We start from the raw sequence: 8998 nt of genomic DNA on the forward strand, positions 1-8998 counted from the left end.
GAATAATTTGTCTAGACAAAATGCGTTACCGACCGGCACGATGTGCGGCCATGGCTTCCAGCATCGAAAACACACTGTGGATCAAAACGGCAAGTGCCGCCACGATCAAACCGCCCTGCAGGATGAAGGCAAGATTGTTGGATTGCAGACCGGCAATGATGACCTCGCCCAGCGTGCGCGCTGCCACGGTCGAGCCGATCGTCGCGGTTGAGAGGCTGATGACGGCCGATAGGCGAATGCCAGCAAGGATCGCAGGCATGGCAAGCGGGATATCGATCTTCCACAGCCTTTGCCAGCCGGTCATGCCCGCACCGCGCGCTGCTTCAGTAATTGATGCCGGAACTGTGGTCAGGCCCGTAAGGGTGTTTTCGAAGACGGGAAGTAGGGCATAGAGAAACAGTGCGACCAGCGTTGGCTTCTGACCGAACCCCATGATCGGCACCGCAAGTGCAAGCACGGCAACCGGCGGAAATGTCTGGCCGATATTGACGATGCTGCGCGACAGCGGCAGTAATTCACGACCGAACGGCCGACTCACGAGAATGGCAAGTGTCGCTGCCACCAGTGTGGCAGCCGCCGTCGCCATCCCGACAATTGCCAGATGGGATAGCGTGAGGGACAGAAGATTGGCCTGCTGGTAGATAGCGGGTGCGTTGGTCTGGACAAGCGGTGAGAAGATCGGCGCGAAAGTGCCTGGTGTCGCCAAAAAGACGACGAGCAGCAGCGCCAGCCCCAACAGGAGCAGAGGTCCGAGCAGCGCTTTTGGGTGCGCGCGCGTCATGAACGGCCCGCAGCTTGCTGCAGCAGAGTTTCGCGCCGGATGCGGCCGATCTTCTGCCCGTCGGTGCCGACAACCGGGAGACTGTCTCTTCCCGCCCAGAGCATGGCGGAGAGTGCGTCGCGTTGGCTAAGGCTGCCGGTGAGCGGTTCGCCTTCCGCCTCTCCGGGTTCGACGATCTCGGAGACGGTTGCTACGGAAAGAAGCCGTAAAGGCCTTTCCCGCTCGCCGATCAGCGTTCTGACAAATGGCGTTGCCGGGTTGAGGACGAGCTCCGCCGGTGGTCCATATTGCACGACCGTTCCCTTATCCATGACGGCAATCCGATCCGCCAGGAAGAAGGCCTCATCCATATCGTGGGTGACGAGCACGATGGTGACACCGAGTTTCTTCTGAATTGCCAGGAGATCTTCCTGCGCCTTGGCGCGGATAATCGGGTCGAGCGCACCGAAGGGCTCGTCCATCAAAAGAATGTTCGGTTCGGCTGCCAGCGCGCGCGCCACGCCGACGCGCTGCTGCTGACCGCCCGAGAGTTCGCTTGGAAAACGGTCGGCATAAAGCTTTGGGTCAAGTTGAAAAAGGGTAAGCAGTTCGTGGACTTTCGCCGAGACCCGCTGCCGATCCCAGCCAAGCAGTTCCGGCACGGTCGCAATGTTCTGTCCCACTGTCCGATGCGGAAAAAGCCCATGCCCCTGAATGGCATAGCCGATGCTGCGACGAAGCTCGAAGCCCGGCAGATCGAGAACGTTGCGCCCATCGATGCGAATAACGCCCGAGGTCGGCTCGACGAGACGATTGATCATGCGCAGAAGCGTCGTCTTTCCCGAGCCGGATGTGCCGACGATGACGGTAACGCTTTGGGGTTGGACAGCGAGGCTCACATTATCGACCACCGTCGCTTCGCCATATCGTTTGGTGAGGCCTTCGATTTCGATCATGTGGCTTTTCCTCGTGACAGGAGCTTGCTGTCGATCAGCGCATCCAGCAGAATTGCAGCAGCAAATCCCAGGATGACGGTCGGGATGGTTCCGAGAAGAACGAGGTCCATGGCCGTTTGGCCAATCCCCTGGAAGACGAAGACGCCGAAGCCTCCGCCGCCGATGAGCGCCGCGATCGTTGCAAGCCCGATGTTCTGCACCATCACGATGCGGATGCCGGTCAAGATGATGGGAAGCGCTAGCGGAAACTCGACCTTGAAAAGGCTTTGCCGGCCCGTCATGCCGATACCGCGCGCCGCATCACGCACGGCGGGTGAAACGCCTGTGAGCCCGACGACCGTATTGGAAACGATCGGGAGCAGGGAATAAAGAAACAGAGCAACGAAGGCCGGAGCGGCGCCGATACCGCGGATACCGATCTGCGAGGCGCCCGGGACATGGGTGCCGATCCAGCCCAGCGGCGCAATCAGGAGGCCGAAGAGCGCGATGGATGGGATCGTCTGGATGATGTTGAGACTGTTCAGCATGGCGGCGCGGATGCGCTCCACCTTGAAACAGAGCACTCCCAGAGGAATGCCGGCCAGCATGGCCGCGAAGACGGAGCCCAAGGCCAGCTGCAGGTGGCGCTGCGCTTCCGTCCAGAAGATGTCGGAGCGGCTCTGATACTCCTTCATGATCGAGAGATCCTTCCAGAGGCCAGAGAGCAGGAAGGCGCTGAGGAGAAGCAGTGACACAGCCAGAAGGATGAGACGTGTCAGAGGCTTTGGATTAAGCCTCGCGATCGCATCCGTTGCCAGGACCACCAATCCGGCGAGCAAAAGCCAGAAACCACTGGCCGCCGACACGCGGGCATAGGTGTTTTCAGGCGGAATGAGAGACGACGCCGAAAGGCCGACCGCGACGGCCAGCGCGACCAGTGCCGCAAAGGCCGTCGCCAAACGGACCTTCGTGTTGGCGACGAACAGCGCCACCGCCGCGGCCAAAATGATGATGCCGATCAGGCCGTAACCGACAGAGGTCGGCATGCTGTCCAGCAGAAAGCGCCCTTCCCCTTGCACAATACGGTTTGCGCGGAAGCTGACAAAGGGCGGAACGAGTGCAGCATAGAGGAGCAGGCCGCAGATCAGCACGCCGACCTTATCGACATGTGGTGTGACAGTCTGCGGCTTTGAAATGGTGCTCTCGCTCTGCAACGACACCTCTTACTTCACGAAGCCGTTCTTGGTGAGAAAATCGAGCGCAACGGCCTTTGCCTGCTCCCCGCCCACCTGCACACGGCCATTGAGCTCCTGCAGTGTCGTAAGATCGAGCTTTTCGAAGACCGGCTTCAGGACCTTTTCGATGTCAGGATGCTTCTTCAGCACTTCTTCGCGGATGATGGGTGCAGGCTGATAGACCGGCTGCACATTTTTGTCGTCCGTGAGAACGACGAGGCCGGACGGCGCAATGCCGCCATCGGTGCCATAGACCATGGCAGCGTTGGCATTGTTGGTCTGGTTGGCGGCCGCGGCGATCGTCGCTGCCGTATCGCCGCCCGAAAGCGTGATTAACTGCTCCGGCTTCAGCGTGAATCCATAGGTCTTCTGGAAGGCGGGCAGAGCTGCGGCCGAGTTGACGAATTCAGAAGATGCAGCAAGGACGATCTGGCCGCCGCCGGCAACATATTTGCCAAGATCGCTCAGTGTCTTGAGATTGTTCTTCTCCGCCACATCCTTGCGAACCGCGATACCCCAGGTGTTATTGGCGGGAGAAGGCGACAACCAGACGATCTTGTTGGCGTCGTAATCCATCGTCTTGGCTTCTTCATAGGCCTTGGCGGCATCCTTCCAGAGAGGATCGTCTGCCTTTTCGAAGAAGAAGGCGGCGTTGCCGGTATATTCCGGATAGATATCGATTTCGCCTGCGATAATCGCCTTGCGCACCACAGGTGTGGCGCCCAGCTGGATGCGGTCAGTGGTGGCAATATTGTTGACGTTCAAAACCGACTGGATGATGTTGCCGAGAACGCTGCCTTCGGTGTCGATCTTGGATGAGACGACGACCTGCGCTTGGGCAATGGAGGCATAAAGAGCAAGCGCAAATCCAGCGCCGGCCAGCTTCATCAGACGGTTCATGGGCAATCTCCACTCGGAACGGTTACGCGGGCAGGACAATGCCTCGTCTTTCTGACCAATACGAATGAGCGACTGTCCCCGGTTCAGCACGAAGTAACGAGGCAGGCGGCAAAAAAGTTGCAGCGAAAAATGCGCGCTGAGGAAAATCCGCAGTTTCGTGTCAGACGCTCAACGCCCGCGCGCTTGTTTACCGATCACGAAAGGCATGAGCACCGAGAGAAACAGCAGGCGCAGCACATGATGTGAGCCGACATAGGCCGTATCCGCATGCATCATCACCGCCATGGCTGCCATCGTCTCGAGCCCACCAGGCGCAAATGCAATCATCACGGCGTTGAGCGGAACACCCGTCAGACTGGAAACGAGGACGGCAATCGAGCAGGCAAGGACGACGACCGCGACCGTGACGACGGCACCAGCCAAAAACGCTTTCCTCATATCCTTCAACGAGGAGCGCGAGAAGCGCGTACCGATCAGGCTTCCAAGGACGATATAGGTGGGGATGGCGAGCCAGTCCGGCACGCCGCCGCTGGAGAAGCCCGTGACGTGTGAACCGATAGAAACGGCGACACCACCGAGAAGCAGTGCCGCCGGAAAGCGCCAGCGCATGAAAACAAGACCGACGGCCAGCGAGGCAAGCAGGGTCAATCCGAGTTCCAGCGCTGGCATGGGCGGCGGCAGGATGGAGGGTTCAACACTGACGAGATCGAGATATTTGACAATCAGCGGCACGGTGAGCGTCAGTGCCAAAACGCGCACACTCTGGATGACGCTGACAGTTGCAAGATCGCTCTTGGTCTCTGCCGTCAGGCTGATGATGTAGCTGAGATGGCCTGGAGACGCACCGAGCATTGCCGTCGTGTGGTCATAGCGGAAGATGAAGCGCAGGATCCAATAGGCGGCATAAAGAAGCACCACCACCGTCATCAGCACAGCGACGAAACTCAAGGGCCAGGCTCTAGCCGCTTCGAAGACGTTGGGGGTGATGTTGGTTCCCATCGATACGCCGACGATGACGAAAGTGGCGCTGCGAAGGTTCTTCGGCACCGAAAGCGTCAGGCCGAGAAGACTTGCGCCGGTGACGGCGAGGGCCGGGCCGCAGAGAAAGGGTGCCGGAAGGCCCACCAACACGCCGAACAGCGCGCCAAGACTGCCGATGAAGACGGTCAAGGCAAGGCGAGAAAGCTCGGATATGGAGATCATGGCACCGGTGAGAATCAAAACGCAAACAGGAGACGCCCACTTGCGCCGTCATCGCCGCCGAAATCAAGCTTTTCCAAAAGAAAAGCCCGCCGGCAATCTTGCGGGCGGGCTTCTGGAAAAGTCTCGATGCGATGATCAGGCCGCGGCAACCGGTGTCGGATGCACGCGCGGCGCCAGCTGATCGAGACCGAGAAGGAAGTTGATCTGCGGGCGGGCCTTGACCAGATCGTCGATCGAATATTCGGTCAGGACGTCGAAGAATGCGTTCAACGCCTTGCGAAGTGCGGAGTTAAGGCCGCAGCTATCGACAAGCGGACATTCCACAGCGCCGTCCTCGAAACATTCCGCCATGGCAAAGCTGTCTTCGGTGACTTTGACCACGTCGAACAGGCTGATCTTGTCAGCCGGTTTGCCGAGCTTGACGCCGCCATTGCGGCCACGAACGGTTTCAACGAGGCCGGCCTTCGTCAGCGGCTGAAGAATCTTGAAGAGGAAAAGCTCCGACACGCCGTAAGCCTTGGCGATTTCAGGGATGCGGCTCAGATTGCCGTCATTGGCGGCGCAATACATCAACATGCGGACTGCATAGTTGGTCTGTTTGGTCAAACGCATGCTGATCTCCTGATCGGTAATGTGGAGTTATATAGTTTGTTTTTCAGTTTAGAACAATTCCAGACATGAAAAAAACTTCCTTACCCGCTCGATCTCCGGTGGTTGACCGTTGACCAGCCCGCCGATTCATGAACAAAGAACTCCACTATTCAATCCTACTGCATCGGCCCGAAAATCGGAACCGATTTTCGATAAGCACGATGCGTGGATTCAACGGGAATCGCGCGTCCTCTGTGCGTCCAAGAATGGACGCACGGCGCGCTAAGGGAGACCTGTGGCATGGCAAGATTGAAAACCAGCTTTCTGACGCTCGGTGCGGTGGTATCTATCGCCTGTGGCAGCACGTCATCTGCCTTTGCCGGTGGTGAGGTTAATGTCTACTCCTACCGCCAGCCTGAATTGATCCAGCCGCTGCTCGACGCCTTCACCAAGGAAACCGGGATCGAGACAAATGTTCTCTTCCTGGACAAGGGACTGGTCGAACGCATTCAGGCCGAGGGCGTCAATTCTCCCGCCGATATTCTGCTGACTGTCGATATCGCCCGGCTGGTCGAGGCCAAGGAGGGTGGCGTCACGCAGCCGGTGCTCAACGACCCCATCATCGAGAAGGATATTCCGGCCAATCTTCGCGACCCGGAAGGCGAGTGGTTTGGACTGACAACCCGTGGACGCGTCGTTTACGCCTCAAAGGAGCGCGTGCCGCAGCAGTCGATCACCTATGAGGAACTTGCCGATCCGAAGTGGAAGGGCAAAATCTGCATTCGCGACGGGCAGCATTCCTACAATATCGCGCTCTTTGCCTCGATGATTGCCCATCACGGCATCGACTATACCCGCACCTGGCTGACGGGCCTCAAAAACAATCTGGCGCGCAAGCCGGACGGCACGGATCGCAGCCAGGCGAAATCCATCTATTCCGGCGAATGCGATATTGCGCTGGGCAACACCTATTATGTCGGCTTGATGCTGGCCAATGAGCAGGAACCGGAAGAAAAGGTCTGGGCCAACAGCGTCAAGGTGATTTTCCCCAATGCCGAAGATCGCGGCACACATGTCAACATCTCCGGCGTTGCCATGACGAAGTACGCGCCGAACAAGGAAAACGCCCTGAAGCTGATGGAATTCCTGGCGTCAGGAGAAGCGCAGGAAATCTACGCCAAGCAGGTGTTCGAGTATCCGGTGCTGCCCGGTGCCCAGCCCTCGGATGTGGTCAAGGGCTTTGGGCCAATCAAGCCAGATACACTGTCGCTGACAGAGATTGCAGCGCACCGGAAAGAGGCCTCCGAACTGGTCGACGAAGTCGGCTTCAATGACGGGCCGTCGCAGTAAAAGCAGGCCTATACAACCTGCCTGATGACATAAAAAAGCGCCCGCGACAAAATCGCGGGCGCTCCTGTGTGGTGTCGTTGCACTGAACCGATCATGCCGCCTTGATCAGATCGCCATGCGGATCGAGAACGAACTTGGTCGCGGCACCCTGATCGAAGCTTTCATAGCCTTGGACCGCGTCATCCAGCGCAATGATCTTGGCGTTGACGATATCGGCGATCGGCAGGCGGTCATGCAGGATGGCCTGCATGAGCTGGCGGTTATATTTGAGAACCGGCGTTTGGCCTGTGTGGAAGGATTGCGCCTTCGCCCAGCCAAGACCGAAGCGCAGCGACAGGCTGCCTTGCTTGGCCGCCTCATCCACCGCGCCCGGATCTTCCGTCACATAGAGGCCCGGAATACCGATGTTACCGGCCGCACGGGTGATTTCCATCATCTGGTTGAGAACGATAGCAGGCTGTTCACCGCCGGCATGGCCGCGCGCTTCAAAGCCGACCGCATCGATCGCGCTGTCGACTTCATTGGTGCCGACGATCTCGGCAATCATGTCGCCTAAGCGATCGCCCTTGGACAAATCCACCGGCTCGAAGCCGACCTTGGCGGCATGCGCCAGACGATCCTTGTTAAAGTCGCCGATCATCACGACGGCTGCACCGAGGATACGGGCAGAGGCTGCGGCAGCAAGACCGACCGGACCCGCACCCGCCACATAGACGGTCGAGCCGACGCCGACGCCGGCTTTCACCGCACCGTGGAAACCGGTTGGCAGGATATCGGACAGCATGGTCAGGTCGCGGATCTTCGACATCGCCTTGTCGCGATCGGGGAATTTCAGAAGGTTGAAGTCGGCATAGGGGATGGTGACATATTTCGCCTGGCCGCCGATCCAGCCACCCATATCGACATATCCGTAGGCGCCGCCGGCGCGGGACGGATTGACGGTGAGGCAGACGCCTGTGTCCTGCGACTTGCAGCAACGGCAACGACCGCAGGCAACGTTGAACGGCACTGAGACGATATCGCCGACCTCGAGCATCTCGACATCGATGCCCTTTTCGATGACTTCGCCAGTGATCTCGTGACCTAGGACAAGACCTGGCATTGCTGTGGTGCGACCCCGCACCATGTGTTGGTCCGATCCACAAATATTGGTCGAGATGACTTTCAGGATCACGCCGTGCTCGATCCTGCGTCCATCCGGGGCTTCCAGCTTCGGATCGTCAATATCACGAACCTCCACCTGACCCGGCCGTAAATAGACAACGCCTCGGTTCCTGCTCATATCCATCTCCTCCATGGTTTGAACATCAATGCCGAAGCCGTCAGAGCCGCGACATTCTCCACTGTCGGACGATCAATAGGTGATCCGGTAAAGACTGGGACTTACCCGTTCCTCACCAACGGATCCTCCAGAGTGATCCTCCTCCTGGCCGGTTGAGCCCGGCCATCGACACGAATGACGCCACCTCCTCAAGTGGCGTTTCGATGCTGACAGCAGACCACGTGAGGCTGAGGTAAACGTTCTGGATTACGACACGCCTTGTATGTTCAACGACACTGAGGTCTAGCGTCTAACCGATAGGTGGCGCGTTCCAGGCGTCAGTTTCCGACGGATTCCACGGGATCAGGGTTTGATGTTGGATGTCGGGTGGGCGCGCGTTCACTGTGTGGCTGGAAGCAAAGCCAGCGAAATCTAGAGCTATTGCATCTTATTTTGCGATTTTCTCAATGGCTTACTTTTGTCAAGAGAAGTCATCGACCGGGTCGAGAACGACTTTCGTCAATGATAGCGCTCACCGAGCCTCGGAACGAAAGGCCGCCATCCTCATTCCGGTCGAGTGGAATCGCATTGTGTGGCGGATGATGGCTTCTTCCGACACCAGGGAGTCAGGACAGCAAACATTTCTGCTCTAGAAACGCCAAAACCCCGCGGCTTTTTTTGCCCCGGGGTTTTGATGATCGTCGTATATCTGGTTGCGGGGGCAGGATTTGAACCTGCGGCCTTCAGGTTATGAGCCTGACGA

At 58.3% G+C, this 8998-nt stretch carries 8 protein-coding genes; 1 reads left to right on the forward strand and 7 read right to left on the reverse strand.

Annotated elements, in window-relative coordinates:
• Nucleotides 1-25: 25 nt before the first annotated feature.
• From ACTJK5_RS12510 to rirA, 6 genes are all read right to left on the reverse strand, one after another.
• Nucleotides 26-781: an ABC transporter permease gene (locus ACTJK5_RS12510; RefSeq protein WP_440612539.1), complete on the reverse strand. Its 756-nt coding sequence runs from the start codon at nucleotides 779-781 to the stop codon at nucleotides 26-28.
• Nucleotides 778-1716: an ABC transporter ATP-binding protein gene (locus ACTJK5_RS12515; RefSeq protein ID WP_440612540.1), complete on the reverse strand. Its 939-nt coding sequence runs from the start codon at nucleotides 1714-1716 to the stop codon at nucleotides 778-780. Before ACTJK5_RS12515 ends, ACTJK5_RS12510 begins: the two co-directional genes overlap by 4 nt.
• Nucleotides 1713-2909, reverse strand: coding sequence for an ABC transporter permease (locus ACTJK5_RS12520; protein ID WP_440612541.1), 1197 nt, complete (start codon nucleotides 2907-2909; stop codon nucleotides 1713-1715). The genes ACTJK5_RS12515 and ACTJK5_RS12520 overlap by 4 nt, the downstream gene beginning before the upstream one ends.
• A 9-nt stretch (nucleotides 2910-2918) precedes the next feature.
• Entirely contained in the window at nucleotides 2919-3830 is a 912-nt protein-coding gene (osmF, locus tag ACTJK5_RS12525; RefSeq protein WP_440612542.1) for a glycine betaine ABC transporter substrate-binding protein OsmF, read from the reverse strand.
• A 168-nt stretch (nucleotides 3831-3998) separates the two neighbouring features.
• Nucleotides 3999-5033, reverse strand: a complete 1035-nt coding sequence (locus ACTJK5_RS12530; RefSeq protein ID WP_113260110.1) for an AbrB family transcriptional regulator — start codon at nucleotides 5031-5033, stop codon at nucleotides 3999-4001.
• Between the two features lie 135 nt (nucleotides 5034-5168).
• On the reverse strand, nucleotides 5169-5645 hold the full coding sequence (rirA, locus tag ACTJK5_RS12535) for an iron-responsive transcriptional regulator RirA (RefSeq protein ID WP_062427286.1): 477 nt from the start codon (nucleotides 5643-5645) through the stop codon (nucleotides 5169-5171).
• A gap of 279 nt (nucleotides 5646-5924) precedes the next feature.
• Here rirA and ACTJK5_RS12540 point away from each other — a divergent pair, with 279 nt between their 5' ends.
• Entirely contained in the window at nucleotides 5925-6974 is a 1050-nt protein-coding gene (locus tag ACTJK5_RS12540) for a Fe(3+) ABC transporter substrate-binding protein (RefSeq protein WP_343106474.1), read from the forward strand.
• Between the two features lie 91 nt (nucleotides 6975-7065).
• Here ACTJK5_RS12540 and fdhA read toward each other — a convergent pair whose 3' ends face one another.
• Nucleotides 7066-8256, reverse strand: a complete 1191-nt coding sequence (gene fdhA, locus ACTJK5_RS12545; protein WP_440612543.1) for a formaldehyde dehydrogenase, glutathione-independent — start codon at nucleotides 8254-8256, stop codon at nucleotides 7066-7068.
• Nucleotides 8257-8998: the final 742 nt, after the last annotated feature.

It is taken from the genome of Agrobacterium sp. 22094 (genome assembly GCF_052046015.1).
In the GTDB taxonomy this organism is placed as follows: Bacteria; Pseudomonadota; Alphaproteobacteria; order Rhizobiales; family Rhizobiaceae; genus Agrobacterium; species Agrobacterium cavarae.

What these genes read in the sequence shown, in the direction of transcription:
- ACTJK5_RS12510 (WP_440612539.1), bottom strand. Translation starts at nt 781, where the DNA reads ATGACGCGCGCGCACCCAAAAGCGCTGCTCGGACCTCTGCTCCTGTTG.
- ACTJK5_RS12515 (WP_440612540.1), bottom strand. Translation starts at nt 1,716, where the DNA reads ATGATCGAAATCGAAGGCCTCACCAAACGATATGGCGAAGCGACGGTG.
- osmF (WP_440612542.1), bottom strand. Translation starts at nt 3,830, where the DNA reads ATGAACCGTCTGATGAAGCTGGCCGGCGCTGGATTTGCGCTTGCTCTT.
- ACTJK5_RS12530 (WP_113260110.1), bottom strand. Translation starts at nt 5,033, where the DNA reads ATGATCTCCATATCCGAGCTTTCTCGCCTTGCCTTGACCGTCTTCATC.
- rirA (WP_062427286.1), bottom strand. Translation starts at nt 5,645, where the DNA reads ATGCGTTTGACCAAACAGACCAACTATGCAGTCCGCATGTTGATGTAT.
- ACTJK5_RS12540 (WP_343106474.1), top strand. Translation starts at nt 5,925, where the DNA reads ATGGCAAGATTGAAAACCAGCTTTCTGACGCTCGGTGCGGTGGTATCT.
- fdhA (WP_440612543.1), bottom strand. Translation starts at nt 8,256, where the DNA reads ATGAGCAGGAACCGAGGCGTTGTCTATTTACGGCCGGGTCAGGTGGAG.